Source organism: Melittangium boletus DSM 14713 (assembly GCF_002305855.1).
Lineage (GTDB): Bacteria > Myxococcota > Myxococcia > Myxococcales > Myxococcaceae > Cystobacter > Cystobacter boletus.
The window spans coordinates 1,972,484-1,995,409 of record NZ_CP022163.1 but is presented as its reverse complement, the minus strand read 5'-3'; the positions used below and the strand labels follow the sequence as shown (position 1 = coordinate 1,995,409).

Below are 22,926 nucleotides of genomic sequence, written 5' to 3'. Positions count from 1 at the left end.
GGGTTCTCCAGGCGGGGTCCAGGGGGCCGGGCGGGGGCTCAGGGGGACGCGCAGACGCTGCGGTAGCGCACCTCCAGGGTCTGTCCCGGCACGGGCACCGCGTCCGCGTTGAAGACGACCGCGTTGCGCCGCGTGTCATAGGTCCACTTGTCCGTGCCGATCGTCGTGCCCCCCACCCGGACGGACATCTCCTCCAGGCCATTGGGTGTGGCCGTCAGGGGGAAGTCCGCCTGCAGTCCCTCGGCGCGCTGGAGCAGCTTGTCCAGGAAGGGGCCGTAGTCCCCCAGGCAGATGGAGTCCACGGCGCCGCCGGTGGCCTGGGCGACGGCGGAGAAGCGCGTGCCGGGCCCGCCCGCGGTGGTGCAGCGCGCGTCGGTGGGCACGAGCGCGTACATCTGGCTGCGGTGGGCCATGCCGGTGCCCTTGAGCGCCTGGAGGAACTGCACGTAGCTCTCCGGCTCGAAACCCGAGTGGTCGTCCTCGTCGGCCACCACCACCACGGCGAGCCGGGCCGTGGAGCGCAGGAAGCCCTGGTTTCCGTCGTTGGGCAGCGGGGTGCGCGGGTCATCCATGCTGGTGATGAGGGGCGAGGACAGGCCCTGGCGCATCGTCTCCAGGCCCTGCACCAGGTTGTGGCACAGCCCCACGTCGTCGATGTTGGCCTGCACCGTGGCCGCCGCCGTGGCCGAGGTGCTCGAGGCGGTGCGGGCGCGGTGTCCGTCCGCGGGCACGAGCCGGCCCGCGTCGCCACCCGCCGTCGCGTTGGTGCAGGCGGGCGAGCGGGTGCTCAGGCCCGTGCTCGTCACGCCGACGCGCACGTCCACCCCGGCCTGCCGCGCGCGCTCCAGCCACCCGGGCAGCGCCGTCTTGAGCCGCGTCTGGAAGTCCTTCATGGTGGTGGTGTTGCTCACCACGAAGAGCACGTCGAGCTGGCTGTCGGTGCCCTGGATGAAGCGGTCGAGCTGCAGGCCCTCGTGGTTCGTCTCCGCCAGGAGCGGGATGAGCAGCGGGTGGGGCTCGGCCTGCTCCTTCACGAAGAAGGGGCTGTAGTGCTGGCCGAGCACGTCGCGGGCATAGCTGAACTCCAGCTCGAAGCCCTCGCCGGGCGCGAGCGTGCGCGGCAGGGTGGGGGGCGTGACGAGCTGGTACTGCTCGCTCGTGCCCGCGCCGATGTGGGCGTCCGTCACGTTCACGGGGGCCGCGCACTGGTTGGACACGAGCGTGCGGCGGGGGCGCGTCGCGCAGTCATAGCGGATGGGCCCGAAGTCCACGAAGGCCGGGGCCGCCACGAGGCAGCTCGCCAGGGACGCGCCGTGCAGGGGCAGCGTCACCGTGGGGTTGGCCGGATCGTTCACCGTGAGGGTGAGCTCGCCCTGGTAGTCGCCCACGGCGGGAGGCCGGAAGGCGACCATCGCGCTGAACGCCGAGGCGTAGGGCACCACGCCGCCCACGATCTTCCCGCCCGGCATGGAGAAGGCGCCCCCCGCGTCATTGGACACGTGGATGTTCTTCACGGCGCACTCGGAGCGGCCCGTGTTGTCGAAGCGGAAGCCCAGTACCGCGCCCCGGCCCGGCTCCAGGTTGCCGAAGTCCAACACCGGCTGGGGCTTGAGCGTGTAGACGCACGCGCCGCTGTCTCGCGCGGTGCCGGTGAGGAGGATGGTGCGCTCGGGGTTGAAGAGGTCATCCGACACGAGCACCAGCTTCGCCTCGAAGGCGCCAGACGTCTGGGGCTCGAAGTAGACCGTCAGGTCCAGCGCGTCCGTGCCCGGCGCGATGGGAAGGTCCTCGGTCTCCAGCGCGGGCCAGGCGCTGCCCGGCTTCCAGGGCTGGGGCGTCTTGCCGCGCAGGATGGCGTCCACCGAGAAATGGGCCGTGGAGCCCTCGGCCTTCACGCCCTTGAAGTACAGGTTGCCCGTGGTGCCCGCGTTGGTGATGCGGATCGTCTTGGCCAGCTTGCCGCCCGCGGGCAGGTTGCCGAAGTCGAGCGCCAGGGGCGCCACCGCCAGGGTGGGCCGCCCGCCACGCGCGTCGAGCGTCACCTGGGCCTGCCGGGGCTTGTCCGACTCATAGCCCACCGTCAGCGTGCCCATGTTGGGCCCGGAGAAGCGCGCCGCGAACTCCAGCGGCATCCGCACCACCTCGCCCGGTTGCACCTGCGTGGCGGTCATCGCCTCCAGGGGCGTGAAGGCCGTGTCGCTCGTGTTGAGTCCCTGGATGGTGACGGGCCGCCAGGTGATGTTCTTCGCCCGCGTGAAGGAGCGGGTGGTCTCGTGCACCGGAATCTGATCGAAGGGCACCGGCGCGGGGTCGAACACGAACGCGCTCGCCACCGAGCGTCCCGTGAGCTCCGCCACCGTCGGCGTGCAGGTGTCGCACGGGCGCACCTCCACCTGAGCGCGCATCTCCCCCAGGTCGCGCGGGAAGTACTTCGTCTCCAGTTGATAGGTGGCCTGGGGCGGCACGGTGATGTTGTCCGCGCTGAAGGCCTTGGCCGCGTCGCCCTTCACCGTCACGCTCAGGGGCAGATCCACGGGGTTGGTGATGGTCAGCCGCAGGACGCGCTCGCTGTCCACCTCCAACGTTTCGAAGTCCAGCAGGGCGGGCTCCAGTCGCACGGTGAGCGGCGCGCCCTGGCCGCGCACCGTCACGGTGTGTGCCTGTCCCGAGTTGGCGTCCGTGCTCACCCGCAAGGACTCCTCGCTGCCGCCCTCGTCGAGCGGGTGGAAGCGCACGCGCACCACCTTCTCCTCGCCCGGCATCAGCCGTGCTTCTCCGTCGAAGGAGACCTCATAGGCCGGGTTGTCCCCGAGCTTCAGCGCCTCCAGCGCGTGGAAGGGCACGTAGCCCACGTTGCGCAGGCGCACGACCTTCTCGCGCCACTCGCCCACGGGCACCTCGCCGAAGTCCAGCGCGGTCGTGTCCACCGCCGCCGCGGCTTGCACTCCCCGCGTCTCTCCTGGCTCGTGGCACGCGGCCAGCGCCCCCGCCAACAGCGACAGCCAGATGATCCGCTTTCCGTTTCGCCCTGTCGTCATCACCCGTCCCCGCCTCGAACCCACCTACCCGGCAGGGCACCCATCAAATTGCGTACCAGACGAGTGCCATGGGCACGCCCCTGGAAAAACAGGGGGTTGGCGAGGAGGGGGTGGATGGGGGTGTGGATCAGTGGGAAACCGGTTGCCCTCCGGGGTGGAGCTTTTTTCACGGCTTGCCGATCAGCCCGGCCGGACAGGAGGGGCGGACAAGCGACGGGGTTTTCCCACCCGGAGGGTGGGTCTCGGGCCTCGTCGCGTGGCCCGGGACCCTTCCTGGGTGATTACTTCGTCAGGGAGTAAACCTCGGCGGTGTGCTGGCTGGTGGTGCTGACACCCGCGGTGATGAGCACGCGGCCGTCCGGTAACGGCGTGGCGGTGTGCTCGTAACGTTTCTGGCCCAGGGCACCCGTGGGACACCAGGCGCCCGTGCGTGGATCGAACAGCTCCGAGGTAGCATGGATGCCCAGCGAGGCGTCATACCCGCCCGCCGCCAGGATGCGGCCGTCGGGCAGCGGGGTGAGTGAGTGGCGGCGGCGCGGCGAGAGCATGTCGCCGGTAGTGCTCCACGTGCCCGAGGTGGGGTCGAACAGCTCCGAGGTGGTGCTGCTCGGTCCGTCCAGGTCTCCTCCCGACACGAGCACGCGTCCATCCGCCAGCCGAGCCGCAGTGTGGAACCCGCGGGCGCCCTGCATGTTCCCCGTGACGCTCCAGGTGCCCGTGGCCGGGTCGTACACCTCGGCCGAGCCCAGGCAGTTGGTGCCCTGGCACTTGTCGCCCGTGTCGATGAGCCCCCCGGCCACGAGGACCCGACCGTCCGCGAGCGCGGTCGCGGTGAAGGCGCGGCGCGCATGGGCCATGGGCTGGAGGGCGGTCCAGATGCCCGTCGTGGGCTCGTAGAGCTCCGCCGAGGCCAGCACCTCTCCCGTGTCGCGAGTGCCGCCGACAATCAGCACCCGTCCATCCTTCAAGCGAACCGCGGCGTGCTCGCGACGGTGCGTGAGGAGGTTGCCGGTGGGTGACCAGGCGCCGGAGAGCGGATCATACACCTCGACGGACCGCGTGGCGTCCGCGTCCTCTCCGCCCGTCACGAGGACCCGTCCATCGAGCAGGAGCGTCGCGGTGTGGAGTCGGCGCGTGGTGCTGGGGGCTCCCGTGGAGAGCCATGTGCCGGTGACCGCGTCATACAGCTCGGCCGTGGGCGAGTAGCCGCCGATCACGAGGACCCGCCCATCCCCGAGGCCCGTGGCCGTGTGCTGCAGGTGCAGCGCCGACGTTCCACTGGCGGTCGGGGTGAAGTGGCCCGAGTTGGAGGTGCAGCACCGTCCATCCGCCTTCACCACCTCCACGATACGGGTGGCGGTGGTGGTGAGCCCCGCGTCATCCGTCACGGAGTAGGTGAGCGGATAGCGGCCAGGCACGGCGGAGTTGACCGTACCGGAGACCTGGACCTGGGCGCTCAGATCTCCCGAACAGGCATCGAGCGCGGAGTATCCCGGCTCCGTGTAGTCCGACGTGCCGCACCCGAGGACGACGGTGTCCGGCCCGAGGAGCGTCAAGACGGGAGGCCGTGTGTCCTTCAGCGTGAGCGAGGTGGTGCAGGAGACCTCGTGTCCGGCCGTGTCGGCGGCCTTGTAGGTGAGGAGCGTGGTGCCCAGGGGGAAGGACGCGAGCACGGGTTTTTCCACGCGGGCTAGCGCGCAGGTATCCGAGGCGGTGGCGGGCGGCAGGTCCACCGCATGGCCACGTTCACACTCGAGAGTGCTCGGCTTGGGGCAGGTGAGCTGGGGTGGTTCATCATCCCGTACCGTCACATTGAAGGAACAGCTCGCGCGATTGCCCGAGGCGTCGGTGGCGGTGCAGAGAGTGTTCGTCGTCCCGAGAGGGAAGGTCGCGCCCGAGGCGGGGCCGCACGTGGTGCTGACCGCGCCGCAGGCATCTTGGGCGGTGGGAGCGAAGCTCGCTTGGGCACCGCCGTCCATACAGGCGAGGACGGGCACGCTGGGGCAGGTAATGACCGGTGGCTCCATGTCCTTCACGGTGACCGTGGACGTGCACGACGCGCTGTTGCCCGCCGTGTCCTGGCAGGTGAGTGTCACTTGCTGCGTGCCGAGCTTGTAGGGGCACTCGGGTGTTTGGGTACAGGTGAGGGTGTCGCCTGGGTCGGGATCAGACGAGCCGTCATCCACCGAGGCGCACCCGCTCGTGCACGTCTCATTGGATGCGACCGTCACGTTGCGGCAACGGACATCCGGGGGGCGGTTGACGCAATAGGTGCCGGGGCAGCTCGGACCATCCGAGGGATCGTCCCACACCACTTGCTGCGAACTCATGGCGGGCTCTTCCAACCCTGCCGTATAGGCGAACACCTTGATGGTGTTTTCACAGGACTGGAGCGTGGCGGTGAAAGAGAAGGGGACGTCCTTGCCACAGTTCGTGCAGAGCGTGACCTCGGGCCCGTCGTTGATCCGATACCAGATGCGGTCCACGGCGGCGGGAGAGCTCTTCACCACGCCCGAGATGGGAACCTGTCCGCCAGAGGCACAGCGAGCGACTGGCTGGATGTTCACGGCCAGGGGAGGAACGATGTTGATGAACTGCCCACAGCCCGCAGTCACACTCACGGGCGCGAAGCTGGCCTCGGTGGCCCCGCCCGAGTCATTCACCATCTTGGCGCGGGGCTTCAAGGTGAAGGTCCCCTGGGGCAGGGTCATGTAGAGGAAGCCCTCGTTCTTCGGATGGCTGCCCACGGGGTAGCCGTTGACGTAGGGGTCGCCATAGAAGGAACCCGTGACCCTGTAATCGACGTCCTTTTCCCGCCAGTCCTGGCCTTTGTAGCCTCCGCTCACGTCGAGCGCGGGGTTGTAGAAGCGCCCAAGTTCCGTCCGGTAGAAGAGCCTCAGCTCATTGAAGCAATATTCATGATGGATGGCATGTCGTTCGCCAGGGCTCATCCGCTTCGAGCGATTCGCACTGGAATAAAATTCGAGTGTACCATTGCGGAATTTCTTGGCGTCATAAAGGCCCGGGTGCGTGTCGAATGACTTCCCCTGGGACCAGAAGCGCAGCTTCAGACCCTGCTGGATCCAGGTAAAGGGCAGGTCATAGGTGCCGGGAAGAACCTGCTCGTATTGGGATGACAATTCTCCGGTCTCGGGATTGAACTTCCCGGGGAATGAGGTGTTCGAGAATCCCCAATGGTTGTCGAAGTCATTCCCCACGAATGAATAAATCCGTGTTTGCTGGAAGCTGGGCACGTCGGGAATTCCGTCATTGTTGCCGTCGTGGTCTGCCTCGAAGTAGAGGTACTGCAACGCACTGATGGAGCCCGGGTTCTTGGGAATCGAGGGATTGGCGAGCCGGATCGACCCCTGGAAGAACGCCGGGTTGATGGAAAAGGGGTAGCGGAGTTCTCCATTGATGACTCGGGTCAACGGACTTGTCGTATTGGCGATTGCACTGAATTGGCCCAGGTCGGTGTTGCTGCTGATGAAGTGAGGGGGTCTGATGTATGTGAAGTCACGTTTCGTTCGTAGGAATGCATCCGCATAGAGGCTACGATAGGGGCCTGCCAGCAGTGGCGAGAGCGTCCACCACTTGGAAGGGTCCGTAACCGGAGCCGTGCCCGGAGCCGAAGTGCTTCGAGTGTGATAGTTGGAACCCAGGTAGGCGGTGATTTGCCGGTTCCCTTTGATGGTTTCTCCATGGACCTCGATAGGTCCCGTAATGCCTCCTGTGGGGATGGGCGTGGGGGCGCGGAGTCGCTTGCAGATCCGAACGACTTCATCACATTTGAAGTTCTTCCAAGTGAAGGGCTCGTGGACTCGTTCAAGACCATTTGGAGTCGTTACATCATAGACGATGTAAACCGTCCTGCTTGTCCCGGATTGTATGTACGCGGTGCGGGAGTTCTCTGTTCCGTAAGTCCAGACGGAGTCCAATGCCAGGTTCTTGATCCCCTTGGCGAGCGTCTGGCAGTTCTCGTCTTCTCCAATCTCGAATTGGACGACGCCCAGGCAGGATTTGAGTTCCACCTCCGTGGGAGAGGGCTGTAGGTCGATGGGCTTGACCCGGATGTCGGAGAGCTGGAGGAATGTGTGCGAGTTGAAGTTGTTCGGAGGGTGTTGCCAGACGCCGCGATCCGCCACCAATTTGTAGACGACGCCCTGCGCTCCACCTGCGTTTGACTCCACCATCATTTCGAAGGTGAGCTTCGTCGGGCTGAGATATTTGACGTTGTAGGTGTACGCGCTGTACCCCGTTGGATTGGTGCTCACGGCGAATGCGAAACCCTGAGTGTGCCAGGGGTCCTTCGCCAGCAGGTCCAGAATGACCGGGTTCTGGTTCGTCAGTGAGGCCGTGCCCCGAATGACATTCGGTTTCAGGGCGATTTCCCCGGGGGGTTCTCCCGCCAGTGGCGTGGGAGTATATTCCCGGGGCACGTTCAGGAGTCCTGGCCCCTCTGCGCCCGCGGAGCCGTCGCTCTCCAACCCGGACGGTGTTGCTTCCTCGTGTGTGCTCGCGGCGCGTTGCTCTCCGGGCTCCGAGGGAGAACCGTCTTGTTCCGGAATACAGCCGGGATACAAACTCACAGCGCCCAGGAGCATGAGTGCCCCTGAGCGTTGGATATGCTTCGATATTGACATGTTCCCCCCGGAGATGCCGGTGGCTGGGTGAAGGTCACTCGGCGTCGGGGAGCATATGTTTTATTTTCCCAAGGTGGTCTTGTTTCTGGCTGATTGTGTGTTTGTGAAAGAGGTGGTGCCCGTCGTGGGCGAGTCGCCGCCCACCACGAGCACCCGCCCATCTCCGAGTTCCGTGACCGTGTGTCGTCAGTGCCACGCCTGCGTTTCACCGGAACTGGGGGAGGCTTCGCTCTCCAGCGTGCTCGGCCCGTCGTCCCACACCACCTGCTGTGAGCTCATGGCGGGCTCCTCCATCCCATCCGTATAAGCGAACACCTTGAGGGTGTTCTCATGGGCCAGGAGGGGCGCGGTGAACGAGAACGGGGCGTCCTTGCCGCAGTTCGTGCACAGCGTGACATCGGGTCCGTCATTGACCTGGTACCAGATGTGGCCCACCTCGGCGGGGGTGCTCGTCACCACGCCCGAGAGGGTGACCCACCCGCTGGACGCATGGCGAGGGACCGGGTGGATGTTCACGGCGAGGGGCGGGACGATGTCGATGAACTGACCGCAGCCCACCGTCACACTCATGGGGGAGAAGCGCGTCCTGGTGGCTTCGCCCGATTCATTCACCATCATGGCGCGAGGCTTCAGGGTGAAGGTCCCCTGGGGGAGGGTCATGTGGAGGATGCCCTTGTTCCTCGGGTGACTGCCCACGGGATGGTTGGAGACGTAGGGGTCGCCGTAGAAGGAACCCGTGACCGTGTAGTCGCTCTCCTTTTCCCGCCAGTCCGTACCCTGGTAGCCGCCGCTCACGTCGATCGCGGGGTTGTAGATGAGCCCCAGCTCGGTCCTGTAGGCGATTTTCAACTCGTTGAAACAATACTCGTGTTCGCTCCGATGCCGCTCGCCGGGGCTCATCCGCTCCAGGCGGTTCGCGCTGGAGTAGAGCTCGAGCGTGCCATTGCGGAAGTTCTTGGCGTCATAGAGGCCCGGGTGCGTGTCGAATGACTTTCCCTGGGACCAGAAGCGCAGCCTCAATCCCTGCTGGAGCCAGATCAAGGGGAAGTCATCGGTGCTGGGAAGCGCCTGCTCGTATTGGGCCGAGAGTTCTCCGGTGTCGGGGTTGAACCTCCCGGTGAACGAGGTGCTCATGGCTCCCCTTGGCTTGTTGCTGTCCTGCCCCACGTGATCCGCCGCGAAGTAGAGATGCTGCAACGTGCTGATCAATCCTGGGGTCTTGGGAATGGAGGGGTTCGCGAGCAGAATCGCGCCCTCGAAGACGGCTGGGTTCTCGGACGGGGAGGGATGGAGTTCTTCGGTTTCGGTGATGGGCTCGGGCGTGGACGTGCGCAGGGGTTTGCAGATCCGGACGACTTCGTCACATTTGAAGTCCTCCCAGGCGAAGGGCTCGTAGACCCGTTCGACGCCATGGGGGGTCGAGACGTCGTAGCTGATGTTGCCGGCACTGCTTGTTCCGGCCTGAATGTATGCGATGCGCGAGTTCTTCGTTCCGTAAGAGCGATGACCGTCGATGGAGAGGTTGCTGACCTCCGGGGCGAGGGTCTCGCAGTTTTCGTCCTGACCAATGTCGAATTGGACGACGCCCAGACAGGCCTTGAGTTCTACCTCCGTGGGCAAGGGCTGTGAACCGATGGGCTTGACCCGGATGTTCTGAAGCAAGGGGAAGTGAAAGGAGTTGGGATGCCTCGGAGGCTCCTGCCCGTTTCCGCGATCCACCACCAGTTCGTAGACGACCCCCGCCTCTCCTCCCGCGGAGGCCTCCACCTCCAGTTCGAAGGTCAGCGTCGTCGGACTGAGATGTTTGACGTCGTAGGTGTACGCGCTGTGTCCGGTCGGACTGGTGCTTCGGGCGAACACATATCCCTGGGGATTCCAGGGACCCTTCGCCAGCAGCTCCAGGATGACGGGGTTCTGGTTCGTCAGCGAGGCCGTGCCCCGGATGACATGGGTCGCGGGGGCCGCCTCCTCGAGTGTACTGGCGGCGTGTGGCTCGCTGGGGAGCGAGGGGAGACGATCCTGTCCAGGAAGCTCGAAGGAACACAAACTCACCGCGGCCAGGAGCATTTGCCCCGATGGTCGTTGGGTATGCTTCACTCTCGACATGTTCCCCCCGGAAGTGTTGGCGGCTGGATGCTGGCCGCGCGGACCGGAGAGCATATCTATTATTGACTCAGGGTGATTGTGTTTCCGCTGGATTGTGTGTTTGTGAAAGAGGGGGAGGGGGCCGCGTGGGCACCTCCCGTGTCTTCATGGGGAAATGAAGTTCACGAGTGTGCGCGCCACGGCCTCGGGTTGCTCCATGTGGACATGGTGCCCGCCAGGAATGACGAGCGGTGGCCGGGCGAGGCGCAGGGCGGCGAGCCGTGCTTGCGCGCGCTCCTCGTCGATCCGATGGCCCGTGTCGCCGAGAATCAATTGCACGGGGCAGGTGACGGCGGAGGACACCGCGAGCCACTGCGCGTCATCGAATCCCTGGGCGAAGCGGCGGCGGTGGGCCGGGTCGAACGTGAAGGCGATGCCTCCCTCCAGGGGCTCGGTGCCGTGGCGGGCCAGGTGCAGCGCGGCGGATTCAGGCAGGCCCGGGTTGTTCTCGCGAAGGCGCGCGGCGGCGGCTTCCACGGAGGGATAGCGCTTGCGGTTGGGGGCGCGCTCGAGGTCGTCCAGGAAGCCCCGCAGGCGCGGGAGCGCGTTCTCGGGGGGGCCTCCCATGGGGCCCAGGCTCTCGATGAGGCTGATGCTCCGCACACGGGATGGGCGGGCGGCGGCGTACGCCGTGGCGATGATGCCGCCCAGCGAGTGGCCCACCAGGTGCGCCGCGTCCAGGCCCGCCGCGCGCAGCACGGCCTCCACATCCACGAGACAGTCGGAGAGTTGGTAGTGACCGGGGCGTGGCAGCCAGGCGCTGCGGCCCATGCCGCGAAAGTCGAACATCACCAGACGCCAGGTGTCTGGCAGATGCTCGACGAGCCAGTCGAAGCCGTGGCCATGGTCCAACCAGCCGTGCAGGAAGACGACGGCGGGCGTGCCCGTGGCATGGCGCTGGCGGGCGTGCAGGGCGAGGCCGTGGGCGTCCACGGCCAGGGTCTCGAAGGGGCGAGGCAACGGCGGCTCCTGACGGGCGGGGAAACAGTCCCGGCCCGTCCTGCCGCTTAGCGCACTCCGGCTCAGGCTTGGGGACTCGTCTCCATCCCCGTCGCCGCCGAGAGCACCATCGCGAGCTGTCGCGCCTGACCCTCGCTGGTGCAACGGTACTCCTGGACCTTCCCGCTGGCGGTTTGCAGGCGCAGAACCCAGATGTCGGCTTCCCTCGATACCTCAGGACGAATTTGCGGCATGACGCCCCCCGTGTGTGTCGTTTCCTCGGAGGCTTGTCCCAAGCATCCCCCATGCCGTTCCCGGGGAATCGTCTCCACCCAAGGAATCCAGCTATTTGGCCTCTCGCCGCCTCTCCCGGAGTGCCAAATCTTGCGGGGTGGGGTGACAAAACGTGCAAGTCGCCTTGCACTTCTTGCGGAGTGGCCAGATGTAGGTGTTCAACGGTCCACGGCCGAATTCCAGGGCCGGACCGTCCCGGGACCCCGCGTTCGCGGGGGATGCTCCCACTCCGCCCCGCGAGCCCTCGTGGTTCGCGGGAGCATGTGTCTCAGGAGTTCTCCAGGTTACCGTTTTTCCACGGAGCCCCGTGTTCGCGGGGTGGTGGAATTTTCCAGTCCTGGTCATTCTGTGCCCGTCGTTCCCGAGAGCAACCGGGGGTGACCGCGGCCCCTCTCTCGGGCGGACTCTTCATCGACCGCGGTCATTCCAGGCGGATCCATCCGCGTAGGAACTCATGACCATGAATCATCGTCTTTTGTGGAGCGCCGTGGGTGTGGTGAGCATGCTGGCCTCGGCGTGCGGACAGGTGGAGCAGGACGGAACCCAGACGCAGGACCCGCTGGCCTCTTCCGTGAGCCAGTCCGTTCTCGTGAACGCGCCCCAGAAGGAAACCATCACCTATCCGCTCAAGGCCGTCATCTACCCCAACAGCGCCACCCTGAGCACGCAGCCCACCCAGGCCGAGTTGGATCAGATCCGGCAGAAGGTCTATGAGCAGCTCGCCGCGCACGCGACGACCATCCGGAACGCGTCCAATGGCCTGCTCAATCCCGTGGCCAGTCTCAGCTATGTCACCGTGAACAACAACCGTCGGCTGGAGATGACCGACTTCCGGCTGCATGGGTCTTACTGGGGCTTCGCCGACGCGACGACGAACACGATCCTGTCCCAGGACTTCGGCGGACAGCACCCCGCGTACGCCTATCCGATGTTCGACTCCAGCTACAGCTCGGCGAACCTCACCTATGGCAATGGGCTGGTCAGCGTCGTGAGCCGCAACGGCGCCGCGGATCAGGGTTATCTCAACCACGAGTTCATGCATGTGCTGGAGAACCGGTTCCACAACGCCGACAGCAACACGCAGATCGTCCCCGCGGACAGCCTGAATCCCGTGGATCATCCCGAGTACACCTCGTGCATCTCCACGTCGGAGACGCGTGAGGCCAGCAATCCGAACGCGGTGTCCTTCAACAGCGAGGTGCTGCTGCAGAACATCATGTCGGAGTACAAGAGCTGCAATGGCGGCAAGCTCAACTGGTGCCAGCTCTACACGGGAGCGGGCAAGCTCGGCACGTTCTCCTCGGACCTGTGCGCTGATTCGTCCTTCAAGCTCAATCCCAAGCTCACCCATTCCTGGCTGCGCCAGGCTTACATGCAAGGCGCGGATTGGCTGTACCTGGAGTGGGATCGCGTGACGGACACCAGCCAGTATCAAGTCCAGGTGGAACTGCTCACCACCTCCAACACGCCGGTGACGCAGTTGAGCCGGACGGACGCGGGCGCGAGCGACCGTGGCGACTTCCGCTACTACTATTACAACAAGACGGACCTGTGTAACGCCGTCCGCTCCGCGGGCTACTCGAGCGGCACCTACAAGATGCGCGCCCGGGTGAAGCCCACCGTGGACCTCGGCCGGGGTCACCGCATGGACGTGTCGGGCACGCTGAGCTGCTCGTTCTACGCGATGGACCCCTCGTACACCTACTGGCTGTCTGGCCATGGCGGCAGCGGGGGCTCGTCCGTGCAGCCCACCTGCCCGTCCAACAGCGTCGCGGTGGGACTCGTGGGCCGCTCGGTCGCCTACGTGGATGCCCTGGGCCTGCTGTGCGCCGCCGTCAACTCGGATGGTTCGCTGGGCTCGGCCTACTCCTACGGCCCCTATGGTGGCAGCAGCGGCACGTCCTTCACGGACTTCTGCCCCAGCGGGCAGGTGCTCGTGAGCATCAAGGGCCGCAGCTACTCCTGGCATGATCAGATCTCCGGCGTGTGCGCCCCGCTCAAGACCTGGGGCTCCACGGGCTCGCTCGGCTCCTCCCTGCCGGCGCGCGGTGGCTCGGGTGGCGCCCCCTATACCGAGACGTGCCCCATGGGTTACGCCATCACCGCGCTGTCGATGAGGGCGGCCACCTACGTGGACTACGTCCAGGGCCGCTGCACCCGCATCCGCAACTGATTCACGCCCCCCGCGTCAACCCGTCGAGGCCGGCCTGTTCGCGCGGCCTCGACGTGCGTTCATCCCACCAGGGCGCGGACCGTGAAGTAGAGGAGCGAGGGCGCCACGAGGCAGCCCAGGCCCGTGTGGAAGGTGGCCGTCAGTGCCCCGTAGGGCACGAGCTTGGGATCCGTGGCCGCCAGGCCGCCCGTCACTCCGCTCACCGTGCCCATGAAGCCGCCGAAGACCATGGCGGAGCGCGGGTTGTCGAGCCCGATGGACTTCGCCGCGAAGGGCGTGCCCACCATTACCAGCACGGCCTTGAGCACTCCCGTGGCGATGCTCAACGCGATGACGTCCGAGTTCGCGCCCAGGGCCGCCCCGGTCACCGGGCCCACGATGTAGGTGATGGCGCCCGCTCCGAGCGTGGTCATGCTCACCGCGTCCGAGTAGCCGAAGGACCAGGCCACCAGCGCGCCCACGATGAAGGGCAGCACGGTACCCATGCCCAGCGCGAGGAGGCCCACCAGGCCCGCCCTGCGCGCCTCCACCACGTTCACCTCGAAGGCGGTGGCCACGATGGCGAAGTCGCGCAGCATCGCGCCGCCCATCAGTCCCACGCCCGTGAAGACGGACACGTCCGCGAGCCCCTTGTCGCCCCCTGTCATTACCCCGCCCACGTACGCGAGCCCCAGCCCCAGGAGGATGGCGATCGCCGAGCCGTGGATCCGGCCCCGGGTGAGGTGGCGCGAGAGCTGGTTGGACACCCACATGATGGCGCCCACCAGGGCGAAGGCCGTCACCAGCCCGTGCTTGCTCAGGATGGATTGAATCTCGTGCATGACGCCCTCGGGCTAGGGGTGGGAGTCCGTCGCGATGGATTCGCGAGGCGTGGGGCTGGAGGGGCGGCCGAGCCGGCTGAGCAGCGCCGTGCCGCAGGCGCAGACCACGGTCGCTCCGACTCCCGCGACAATCACCACGGGCCCTCCGCGCACCGCCGCCACCACGTTCTGCTGCGCCGCCATGGCCACCACGATGGGGATGTAGAGGTGGGCCCAGAACTCGACGCCGGACTTGATGCCCGGACTCAGGCCCTCCCGGCGCACCAGCGCGAGCCGCGCGAGGATCAGCAACACCATGGCGATGCCGACCCCGCCCACGTTGGCCTTCACGCCCAGGGCCTCGCCGAGCAATTCCCCCAGCACCACCCCCACGAGCGTGCACAACGCCAGCAGCGCCACCCCGTAGATGGTCATGACCTCTCCCCCTCGTACGCGCCCGGGCGGTCCTTCGCGGAATGACACGGTTTCATCCGGATTCCTCCAACTTGTATACTGAGGCGGCCTGAAAGCCTCATCCAACATACACAAGCGGGACAAAAATGCCGAGTGGGCGTACATTCAGTCCCAGTACCGTGTGACAACGCATCGCGTCGGCCCTTCTCCTTCTGCCCTCCCGCGTGAACCGTTCATGACGACCCTCCTGTCCCGGCTCCGCCCCGACCTCTTCACCCTGGCGCTGTTGGCGGCCGTGGTGCTCGCCTCGTTGCTGCCCGTCCGGGGCGCGGCCGTGGCGCCGCTCGATGCCGTGACGCATGGGGCCATCGCGCTCCTGTTCTTCCTGCACGGCGCGCGGCTGTCGCGTCACGCCATCCTGGAAGGAGCAGGGCACTGGCGGTTGCACCTGTTGGTGCTGGCCTCCACCTTCGTGCTCTTTCCCCTGCTCGGGTTGGTGCTGCGCTGGGCGTTGGCCGGTTGGTTGGATCCCAACCTGCTCCTGGGCCTGTTCTTCCTGTGCCTGCTGCCCTCCACCGTGCAGTCCTCCATCGCGTTCACCTCCATGGCGGGAGGCAACGTGGCGGCGGCGGTGTGCAGTGCCTCCGCGTCGAACCTGCTCGGGGTGTTGTTGACGCCGCTGCTCGCGGGGCTCCTCCTACGGCGCGGCGGCGGAGGCGTCTCCCTGGAGGCCGTGGGCGTCATCTTCGTGGAGCTGTTCGTGCCCTTCCTGGCGGGCCACCTGCTGCGCCGGTGGATCGGGGCCTGGGTCGAGCGCCATCGCCCGCTCCTGGGCCTCGTCGACCGTGGCTCCATCCTGCTCGTGGTCTACACGGCGTTCAGCGAGGCCGTGGTGAACGGGCTCTGGGCGCGGCTCGGCTGGAAGGACGTGCTGCTGCTCGGGGCGCTCAGTGGCGCCCTGCTCGCGGCGGTGCTGGTCGTGACGACGGCGGTCAGCCGGGGACTCGGCTTCTCTTGCGAGGATGAGATCACCATCGTCTTCTGCGGCTCGAAGAAGAGCCTGGCCAGTGGGGTGCCCATGGCGAGCGTGCTCTTCCCCGGAGCCGCCGTGGGCGCCATCGTGCTGCCGCTGATGCTGTTCCACCAGTTGCAGCTCATGGTCTGCGCCGTGCTCGCGCGCCACTACGCGCGGCGCGGGCAGGAGCGGCGAGCGGACGGTTAGCGTCCGCCCGGCTCAAGGGCGGAGGTTCTCCTGGGGATAGGCTCGCGGAGGCGCCACGACCTGGGCGGAGTTGGCTCGGGGCTGGGTGCTCGGCGCCACGGCCATCGGAGCGGAGATGGTTTGAGGCTGGGCATCCGGAGCCGCAGCGGTGGGGGCGGGGACGTCTTGCGGCTGGCTCTCTAGTGTCGCCACCTGGAGCGGAGCGGGGACGTCTTGGGGCTCGGCATCCGGAGTCTTTTCCGGGATGGGCGCGGGCTTGGGCCAGAAGGAGATCTGCTCCATGCCGGACAGCGGGCGGTTGAGCTGCCCGCTCTTCAGATTCCACAGGACCAGGGAGGACCCCTTGCCATCATCGCCCACCACGAGCGCGATGTCTCCTCTCGTGAAGATTGTGAGGGCGCTGTCTTTGTCGATGCCCCTCAAGTGGATCTCGACCGGTCCCTTGGGGCCCTGGTGGTACACAGGCGCCGCGAGGTAGGTGAAGCCTTTCTCGTTGACCTGGTTCACGTACAGCGAGCCATTGGGCATTTCGTGTTGCTGCCAGAGAGGTTTCTGGGGCGCGGTCCGCAGGGGCAGTTTCTTGAGCACGTCGGCGTCGTCGGGCACGGCCGTGAAGGACGCGTTCGCCTCGTCCACCATGGCCTCGGGAGTCGGACCCAGGTGGGCCAGGGCATCGAGTGCGTGGACACCTGGGGCGGCGTCGACGCCGTAGTAGGTGCTCCGCGTCTCGATGAGCGTCCACTGTCCATCTTCCAGACGCACGGCGTGCGCCAACCCCGCGATGCCCACGTCCGACGCGGGGTAGCTCTCTCCCTCGAACGGGATGACCTGCCTCGCGCCCTCGCCACTGCCTTTGGTGACCACCTTGAGGTAGGGCTCGTAGCCTTTCTTTTCGTGGGCTTCTTCTTCGTCTGGATAGAGGTCGACGGGGTTCTCGAGGAGCGCGATGGGGCGTCCCTGGGAGTCAAAGCCATGCCGTACCAGGTCTCCCTGCGTGGGGACGGGCAGGTTCTTGTGGCTGTTGGTGGCGAGGTTCACCTGCCGCAGGTGATGCGTGTATTCGCCGTCATCCCCGATCGTCTTGAAGTGGATCAGGGCCTGGGTGCCATCTGGACTCCAGGCGAGCTGCACCTCGCTGCACGCCGTGGGAACTTTCGTGACCACTTTCGGCTTCGCGGAGGGCGTGTGCCGGATCCAGTGGCATTCCTTGGGCTGGTCTTGCAGATACGACAGCGTGGCGTCCGTCACTGGCGCGGGCGACTGGGAGGACTTCGAGGTCGCGTGCGACGAGCCACTCGTCAGCAGGAGCGCGGCGGCGAGAGAGATGCCCCAGGGGGCGGGGGGGATGCGCATGTGTGGAGATCCTCGTGCGTCCGTTGCCTTGGGGGGGGCGGGACGACGTGCGAAGAGCATATACTTTTCCACGCGGAGTGAGGAGTCCTCTCCTTGACATTTGTTAAAGTTCCCTGCGTGTCTTGCCTTGTTTGCGGCCTTTGCAGACTTTCTCTCAATGGCTGTTGGACTATTGGCGATTGGCCTCACAGTCCTGGATTTCCAGGGTGACGGTTTGTTCCTGGACTCGAACACCCTGGATTTCAACCTGGCTGTCGAGCTGACGCGCCTGCGTCGGGGGACCGCTGACCCGGGGGCGGATTGACAGCGTGCGTCGTGCCGGTTTATTAGTTGACCCAGTCGACTATCGATAGGGTCGATCATCGATATGGACAACGAATTCTCCTCCATCGGTCCGTTGCTCATGGGCGCCATGACGGCGCTCTCCAAACGCACGCGCGCTCGATTGGCCGCCGCGGGGATCGACATCACGCCGGATCAATTCGCGCTGCTGGACCTCCTCTCCCGCCACGAGGGTCGATTGACCCAGTCCGAGCTGGCGGACATGAGGGACAAGGACAAGTCCGTGCTGATGCGGCAGACCGATCACTTCGAGGCGCTGGGACTCGTCACCCGGAGCGTCTCCTCGGAGGATCGGCGCAAGAAGACGCTCGTGTTGACTCCCCAGGGGAGGAGATTGCACGCCGAGGCCAAGGCGCTCATCGACGGCCTCATGCTCGAGCTGCTCCGGGACGTCCCTCCCCAGAAGCTCCAGGGTTTCCTGAAGACCTTGGCGGAGATTCGGGAAAAGGCTCAGCAGTCCTGAACATCACATCCAGGAAGAACGAACATGCGTGAGAATGTCGTCATCGTGGGCGCTGGACAGGCGGGTGGAGAGCTGGCCACGGGGCTGCGGCAGCGGGGCTTCTCCGGAAGCATCACCCTCGTGGGAGACGAGGACCATCCTCCCTATCAGCGTCCGCCTTTGTCCAAGGGGTTCCTGATGGGAAAGATTCCCCAGGAGGGCCTGTACCTCAAACCCCACGAGACGTATGGCCGCTTCGACATCACGCTCCGGCTGCGCACGCGGGTCGAGTCCATCGATCGGGCCTCGAAGCACGCCGTGCTCTCGGATGGAAGCCGTCTGCCTTATGACAAGCTCGCGCTCGCCACGGGAGGCCATGCGCGCCGGCTGTCATTGCCGGGCATCGACGTGGGCCGGCTGGAGAACGTGTTCAGCCTGCGCTCCATCGCCGACGTGGAGTCATTGCGCGGCGCCTTCGTCCCGGGACGCCGCCTCGTCATCATCGGCGGAGGCTACGTGGGACTGGAGATCGCCGCCGTCGCCGCGCAGCTCGGCCTGAACGTGACGCTGCTCGAGGCCGCGCCCCGGCTGCTCGCCCGGGTGACGGGCCCGGAGGTGTCCGCCTTCATCGAGGGCGTTCACCGCTCGCATGGCGTCCAGTTCCGGTTGTCCGCCGAGGTGCGTGGGTTCTCGCTCGATGCGTCCCAGCGCCAGGCCGTCGGCGTGGACATCTCCTGCCAGGGCGTCCAGGAGCGGATCGACGCGGATCTCGTCCTGGTGGGCATTGGCCTCGTGCCCAATACGGGGCTCGCCTCCGCGGCGGGGCTCGCGGTCGACAATGGCATCGTCGTGGACGAGTTCGCCTGCACCGCCGACCCCTCCATCCTCGCCATCGGCGACTGCGCGAACCAGCCCAGCGCCTATACCGGGGGGCGCATCCGCTTGGAATCGGTGCCCAACGCCATCGAGCACGCGCGGGTCGCCGCCTCCACCATCCTGGGCCAGCGCGAGCCGTCCACCGCCACCCCGTGGTTCTGGTCGGAGCAGTATGATTTGAAGTTGCAGATGGTCGGGCTGTCCTCCGGTTACGAGCGCTGCATCACGCGCGGAGATCCCTCGAGCAAGGCCTTCTCGGCCTTCTATCTCAAGGGCTCGCGCATCCTCGCGGCGGACGTCATCGGCCGGCCCGCGGATTTCATGGCGGCCAAGCGCCTGGTGACGGGCCGGACACCGGTGGAGCCCGAGCGCCTCGCGGATGAGGGGATTCCGCTCGCGAAGGTCGCGGCCTGACGCCAGCGGAACGAGAACACACATCCATCAGGAGAAGACGATGTCCAAGATCAAGTTCATCGAGGCGAGTGGGGCCGAGCATGTCGTGGAGGCCAAGGACGGGCAGTCCGTGATGCAGGCGGCCATGGACAACCTGGTGCCCGGCATCGTCGCGGAGTGCGGTGGGTTCGCCAATTGCGCCACCTGCCACGTCTATGTCGACGAGGCCTGGGGCGCGAAGGTGCCTCCGCCCGAGCCGAACGAGAAGGACATGATCGACTGTGCGTTCCACGTCCAGCCCAACAGCAGATTGTCCTGTCAGATCACGGTGACCCCCGCGCTGGATGGGATGGTCGTCCGCCTTCCCATCTCCCAGACCGGCGAGTGAAACGCCGCCGCGACCTGATGCGGTGCGCCACCGGAGGCGAGGCTGGCGCCCTCGCTCCTGCTCGGGAATAGTGCCGCCGCTCCGGGGTTGGTTGCCCGCCCAGGGGGCGGTGCGGCGGCCATGCTCGAGAAATTCGTGAACGTGAAGAAGGAGGAGAAGGGCCCGGTCCTGCTCTCCTTCCTCTATTTCTTCACGCTGATGTGCGGTTACGCCATCCTCAAACCCCTGCGGGACGAGATGGCGACGGCGAAGGGCGTGCGGGACGTGCCCTGGCTCTTCACCGCGGCCTTCCTGACGATGCTGGTGGCGGTGCCCGCCTTCTCGGCGCTGGTGTCCCGCTGGCCCCGGCGGCGCGTCCTCCCGTTCGTCTACCGCTTCTTCCTGATCCACCTGCTGGCCTTCTTCGGCGCACTGCGACTGGGAGTGGATCGCGACACGGTGGCGCGCGTCTTCTTCGTCTGGGTGAGCGTCTACAACCTCTTCGTCGTCTCCGTGTTCTGGACCTTCATGGCGGACCTGTTCGGGCGCGAGCAGGGCCGGCGTCTGTTCGGCTTCATCGCCGCGGGCGGGACGACAGGCATGCTGGTGGGCCCCTTCCTCGTCAAGCTCCTGGCGGAGCCGGTGGGGGCCACGAACCTGATGCTGCTCACCGCCGTGCTGCTGGAGGGCAGCGCGCGGTGTGTCCGGGGGCTGTCGGGCCGGATGGCGGCGGGCGTGTCCCCGCTGTCCTCCGAGGCCCCCGTGGGCGGTGGGGTCCTCGATGGGGTGCGGCTCCTGTTCTCCTCGCCGCTGTTGCGGGGCCTGGCCGTGCAGATGCTCCTCTACGCCGCCACCTCCACCTTCCTCTACAACCAGCAGGTCCACATCGTGGACCGGGTGGCGTCCGGGGCCAACGCGCGCGCCGCCGCTTTCGCCAACATCGACTTCTGGGTGCAGGTGCTCACCCTCGTGTTGCAGGTGGGGGTGACGGGGCGCCTCATCCAACGCTTCGGTCTGGGCGCGGCCCTGGCGGTGGCGCCCCTGCTCACCGCGCTCGGCTTCGCCGGACTGGCGGTGCTGCCCGGCATGGGGGTGCTCATTTCCTTCAAGGCGCTGCGCAATGCCTCGCACTACGCGCTCGAGCGGCCCGGACGGGAAATCCTCTTCACCGGTGTGGACCGGGAGACGAAGTACAAGTCCAAGGGCTTCATCGACACGGTGGTGTATCGCGGCAGCGACTCGGTGAGCGCCTGGATGTACCGGGGGCTCGACACGTTGGGCCTGGGTACGACGGGGCTGGCCCTGGCCGCCGTGCCCGTGGCGGGCTTGTGGCTCGCGGTGTCCCTGTGGCTCGCCCGGTATTCGCGCGAGCACGCGCCCGCCCCGGATTCGGAGTTCGGCTCCGCGCCGAACACGGTGGGCTGATCGTCGTCACGTTTCATCCAAGAGGGGGTTGTTCACATGTCGGTGTCTCGTAGAGGGTTGTTGATCGGTGCCGCCGCGTTGGGGGCGTCCTGGTCCCTGGGGTGCGCCTCCACGCGGAAGGTCTCCGGGGGCGGTGGTGGCAAACGCATCCTGATTCTAGGCGGGACGGCCTTCCTGGGGCCTCAACTGGTGGAGGCGGCCCAGGCACGGGGCCACACCGTCACGCTCTTCAACCGGGGCAAGACGCGGCCCGAGCTCTTCCCGAACGTGGAGAAGCTGCGCGGGGATCGGGATCCGCTCAAGGGCGAGGGGTTGAAGGCGCTCGAGGGCCGGAGCTGGGATGCCGTCATCGACACGTCCGGGTATGTGCCCCGCCTCGTGCGCGCCTCGGCGAGCCTCCTGGCGCCGCACGTAGGCCAGTACGTCTTCATCTCCAGCATCTCCGTCTACAAGGAGATGACCCGGCCGGACCTGGACGAGCGCGCGGCCGTGGCCACGGTGGCGGATACCCAGGACGAGAAGGTGGGGGAGGCGAACTACGGCGCGCTCAAGGCGCTCTGCGAGCAGGAGGCGGAGGCGGCCTTCCCCGGACGCGCCACGAACATCCGCCCGGGGCTCATCGTGGGGCCGGGTGACCCGACGCAGCGCTTCACCTACTGGCCCGTGCGCGTGGCGCGGGGCGGCGAGGTGCTGGCCCCGGGCTCGGAGCGGGATCCGGTGCAGTTCATCGACGTGCGGGACCTGGCCGAGTGGACGATCCTCGCCCTGGAGAACCGGGACGTGGGCATCTTCAACGCCGTGGGCCCCGAGAAGCCATACACCGTGGGGGAGATGCTGGCGGCGTGCAAGCAGGCCAGCGGCTCCGATGCGACCTTCACCTGGGCCGACGCCGCCTTCCTGGAGGAGCAGAAGGTGAGTGGTTGGAGCGACCTGCCCGTCTGGGTTCCGCCCACGGGGGAGGAGTCGGGCCTGAGCCGCGTGAGCATCGCCAAGGCGGTGGAGCGGGGGCTGAAGTTCCGGCCGGTGGTGGACACGGCGCGCGACACGCTGACGTGGTTCAACGGACTGTCTCCCGAGCGCCAGGAAGCGCTGCGCAAGCGGGGAGGGCTCAGCCCGGAGCGTGAGCGCGAGGTGCTCGCCCTCTGGCACCAACGCAAGGCCGGAGCCTCGCAGGCGGGGTGAGGAACCGGAAACCTCCGAAGTCAGGTGCTGCCATGTGACTTTGGACGTGGTATGGAGCGACCCTGCCGCGCCGTGGGTGCGCGGACAGGGGAAGGTGCATGAAGGCCATGACGAAGGGACGGGGCGTCCGGTGGGGTCCGTTCATCCTCGGCAGACGGTGCAAACACGCGGCGGCGGAGCTGGGTGACATCTACGAGGCCGTCCACGCCGAGACGGGTGCTCCCTCCCTGGTGATGATTCCCAAGCCCGGCTCCACCTGGCACCCTCGGAGGAACTGGCGCAAGAGCACCTATGTCCAGGCCTTCCCGCCCTTGCTGGGGATGTCGATGGAGGAGTCCCCGGCCACGGCTCGGTTGTCGGAGCTGACGGAAGCGGAAAACCTGCTGCTCGCGGCGATCGACGCGGTGGGGCACGATGTCCGGATGCGTTTGCACCTGACCCGTGGGTTGCTGAGCTGGCGCAAGTGGTGGCCGGTGTTGATGGGACTGGCCCTGACGGGGCTCCTCCTTCTCGTACTGGGCGGGTGCGTGGGGTGGCTGTCCCGAGGCCGGGCGGTGGACGCCATCGAGCCCGTGAGTGTGGCGGTGGACTCGGAGAAGGACGCCCCCAAGTTCGCCGCTCGGGCGGTTCAAGATCCGGCGGTCATCGCCTATCCGCTTCCAAACAAGCCTTTTAAAAGTCAGGCGAGGGCGCCCTGCCCTCCAGAACGGGACGAAGCCGAAATCAACGGAGGATGTTGGGTCGTCCTTGAGCGTCGTCCGCCGTGTCTCTCGGATCAGGCCGAGTACAAGGGCAAGTGCTACCTGCCGGTGGCCTCGGACCAAGGCCCGCGCTTGCCGCAATCCGTTTCGCCTTGAACTGGGACCTGGCTCTCGTCA

The 22,926-nt window shown here is 66.7% G+C and carries 15 protein-coding genes; 8 read left to right on the top strand and 7 right to left on the bottom strand.

Annotation, left to right across the window (positions count from 1 at the left end; genetic code table 11):
• Positions 1-38 precede the first annotated feature (38 nt).
• The 4 genes from MEBOL_RS08385 to MEBOL_RS08370 form a co-directional block, all read right to left on the bottom strand.
• On the bottom strand, positions 39-3,038 hold the full coding sequence (locus tag MEBOL_RS08385; RefSeq protein WP_095976924.1) for a choice-of-anchor D domain-containing protein: 3,000 nt from the start codon (positions 3,036-3,038) through the stop codon (positions 39-41).
• 281 nt (positions 3,039-3,319) lie between these two features.
• Complete coding sequence (locus MEBOL_RS08380; protein ID WP_170115466.1) at positions 3,320-6,469, bottom strand: HYR domain-containing protein; 3,150 nt, start codon at positions 6,467-6,469, stop codon at positions 3,320-3,322.
• Positions 6,470-7,867: 1,398 nt separating this feature from the next.
• On the bottom strand, positions 7,868-9,748 hold the full coding sequence (locus MEBOL_RS08375; RefSeq protein WP_095976922.1) for a hypothetical protein: 1,881 nt from the start codon (positions 9,746-9,748) through the stop codon (positions 7,868-7,870).
• Positions 9,749-9,931: 183 nt separating this feature from the next.
• A complete protein-coding gene (locus tag MEBOL_RS08370; RefSeq protein ID WP_095976921.1) occupies positions 9,932-10,786 on the bottom strand; it encodes an alpha/beta fold hydrolase in 855 nt (284 codons plus the stop codon).
• A gap of 733 nt (positions 10,787-11,519) precedes the next feature.
• Here MEBOL_RS08370 and MEBOL_RS08365 point away from each other — a divergent pair.
• On the top strand, positions 11,520-13,232 hold the full coding sequence (locus tag MEBOL_RS08365) for a jacalin family lectin (RefSeq protein WP_157774817.1): 1,713 nt from the start codon (positions 11,520-11,522) through the stop codon (positions 13,230-13,232).
• A gap of 59 nt (positions 13,233-13,291) precedes the next feature.
• Here MEBOL_RS08365 and madM read toward each other — a convergent pair whose 3' ends face one another.
• On the bottom strand, positions 13,292-14,053 hold the full coding sequence (gene madM / locus MEBOL_RS08360) for a malonate transporter subunit MadM (protein ID WP_095976919.1): 762 nt from the start codon (positions 14,051-14,053) through the stop codon (positions 13,292-13,294).
• 12 nt (positions 14,054-14,065) lie between these two features.
• Positions 14,066-14,467 (bottom strand): malonate transporter subunit MadL, encoded by a 402-nt coding sequence (gene madL / locus MEBOL_RS08355; protein ID WP_095976918.1) that lies wholly within the window; start codon positions 14,465-14,467, stop codon positions 14,066-14,068.
• Between the two features lie 214 nt (positions 14,468-14,681).
• On the opposite strand from madL, the gene MEBOL_RS08350 reads away from it, so the two are divergent.
• Positions 14,682-15,668, top strand: a complete 987-nt coding sequence (locus MEBOL_RS08350) for a bile acid:sodium symporter family protein (protein ID WP_095976917.1) — start codon at positions 14,682-14,684, stop codon at positions 15,666-15,668.
• A gap of 12 nt (positions 15,669-15,680) precedes the next feature.
• On the opposite strand, the gene MEBOL_RS08345 is transcribed toward MEBOL_RS08350, so the two are convergent.
• Positions 15,681-17,021, bottom strand: a complete 1,341-nt coding sequence (locus tag MEBOL_RS08345) for a hypothetical protein (RefSeq protein WP_095976916.1) — start codon at positions 17,019-17,021, stop codon at positions 15,681-15,683.
• A gap of 367 nt (positions 17,022-17,388) precedes the next feature.
• Between MEBOL_RS08345 and MEBOL_RS08335 the strand changes: the two genes are divergently transcribed.
• From MEBOL_RS08335 to MEBOL_RS08310, 6 genes are all read left to right on the top strand, one after another.
• Positions 17,389-17,826, top strand: coding sequence for a MarR family winged helix-turn-helix transcriptional regulator (locus MEBOL_RS08335; protein WP_095976914.1), 438 nt, complete (start codon positions 17,389-17,391; stop codon positions 17,824-17,826).
• Between the two features lie 24 nt (positions 17,827-17,850).
• Entirely contained in the window at positions 17,851-19,095 is a 1,245-nt protein-coding gene (locus tag MEBOL_RS08330) for an NAD(P)/FAD-dependent oxidoreductase (protein WP_095976913.1), read from the top strand.
• A 40-nt stretch (positions 19,096-19,135) separates the two neighbouring features.
• On the top strand, positions 19,136-19,462 hold the full coding sequence (locus tag MEBOL_RS08325) for a 2Fe-2S iron-sulfur cluster-binding protein (protein WP_095976912.1): 327 nt from the start codon (positions 19,136-19,138) through the stop codon (positions 19,460-19,462).
• Positions 19,463-19,582: 120 nt separating this feature from the next.
• A complete protein-coding gene (locus tag MEBOL_RS08320) occupies positions 19,583-20,866 on the top strand; it encodes an NTP/NDP exchange transporter (protein ID WP_095976911.1) in 1,284 nt (427 codons plus the stop codon).
• 36 nt (positions 20,867-20,902) lie between these two features.
• Complete coding sequence (locus tag MEBOL_RS08315) at positions 20,903-22,048, top strand: SDR family oxidoreductase (protein ID WP_095976910.1); 1,146 nt, start codon at positions 20,903-20,905, stop codon at positions 22,046-22,048.
• Positions 22,049-22,155: 107 nt separating this feature from the next.
• Positions 22,156-22,905, top strand: a complete 750-nt coding sequence (locus MEBOL_RS08310; protein WP_218920886.1) for a hypothetical protein — start codon at positions 22,156-22,158, stop codon at positions 22,903-22,905.
• The last annotated feature ends 21 nt before the right edge of the window (positions 22,906-22,926 follow it).

Coding starts and splice junctions, on each gene's coding strand:
- MEBOL_RS08375 (WP_095976922.1), bottom strand. CDS start 9,748: ATGCTCCTGGCCGCGGTGAGTTTGTGTTCCTTCGAGCTTCCTGGACAG.
- MEBOL_RS08325 (WP_095976912.1), top strand. CDS start 19,136: ATGTCCAAGATCAAGTTCATCGAGGCGAGTGGGGCCGAGCATGTCGTG.
- MEBOL_RS08310 (WP_218920886.1), top strand. CDS start 22,156: ATGACGAAGGGACGGGGCGTCCGGTGGGGTCCGTTCATCCTCGGCAGA.
- MEBOL_RS08335 (WP_095976914.1), top strand. CDS start 17,389: ATGGACAACGAATTCTCCTCCATCGGTCCGTTGCTCATGGGCGCCATG.
- MEBOL_RS08385 (WP_095976924.1), bottom strand. CDS start 3,038: ATGACGACAGGGCGAAACGGAAAGCGGATCATCTGGCTGTCGCTGTTG.
- MEBOL_RS08330 (WP_095976913.1), top strand. CDS start 17,851: ATGCGTGAGAATGTCGTCATCGTGGGCGCTGGACAGGCGGGTGGAGAG.
- MEBOL_RS08315 (WP_095976910.1), top strand. CDS start 20,903: ATGTCGGTGTCTCGTAGAGGGTTGTTGATCGGTGCCGCCGCGTTGGGG.
- MEBOL_RS08320 (WP_095976911.1), top strand. CDS start 19,583: ATGCTCGAGAAATTCGTGAACGTGAAGAAGGAGGAGAAGGGCCCGGTC.
- MEBOL_RS08345 (WP_095976916.1), bottom strand. CDS start 17,021: ATGCGCATCCCCCCCGCCCCCTGGGGCATCTCTCTCGCCGCCGCGCTC.
- MEBOL_RS08350 (WP_095976917.1), top strand. CDS start 14,682: ATGACGACCCTCCTGTCCCGGCTCCGCCCCGACCTCTTCACCCTGGCG.
- madL (WP_095976918.1), bottom strand. CDS start 14,467: ATGACCATCTACGGGGTGGCGCTGCTGGCGTTGTGCACGCTCGTGGGG.
- madM (WP_095976919.1), bottom strand. CDS start 14,053: ATGCACGAGATTCAATCCATCCTGAGCAAGCACGGGCTGGTGACGGCC.
- MEBOL_RS08365 (WP_157774817.1), top strand. CDS start 11,520: ATGAATCATCGTCTTTTGTGGAGCGCCGTGGGTGTGGTGAGCATGCTG.